Annotated in this window: 1 protein-coding gene; it reads left to right on the top strand. The window is 37.1% G+C overall.

Annotated elements, in window-relative coordinates; translation table 11 throughout:
• Positions 1-74 precede the first annotated feature (74 nt).
• Positions 75-407 (top strand): HAD family hydrolase (locus tag CWB76_RS19390; RefSeq protein WP_138609743.1); only part of this gene is annotated, 333 nt, incomplete at its 3' end.

A 407-nucleotide genomic window follows, 5' to 3' on the forward strand; every position in this document is an offset into this window, starting at 1 on the left:
ACACAAATTATTAAAAGGTGCCTAGGCACCTTTTTTATTACCTAAAGTTTAGGTTAAATAACCAGGAGAAAAGAATGTCAATTGAAGCGGTATTATTTGATATGGATGGCACTTTGGTTGACTCGGAAAGTGTGCACTATAACTGCTGGAGCCAATTACTTGCGCCTTTTGGTGTGTGTTATAAAGAAGATGATTTTTGTAGGCGCTTTTCGGGACGTCCCACTATTGACGCTGCAAAGGAAATAAAACAAGTTCATAACTTGTCTGTAAGTAGCCGCTATTTAGCGGATGAAAAATATCGCTTATTTAGTGAGTACGTTAAAATCAATTTACCGCCTTTAATGCCTTATGCTGAAAATGTTCTGTTAGCGGTTAAAGAGCAAGGTTTAAAAATGGCGTTAGTAACT

Source organism: Pseudoalteromonas sp. S1609 (genome assembly GCF_005887255.1).
In the GTDB taxonomy this organism is placed as follows: domain Bacteria; phylum Pseudomonadota; class Gammaproteobacteria; order Enterobacterales; family Alteromonadaceae; genus Pseudoalteromonas.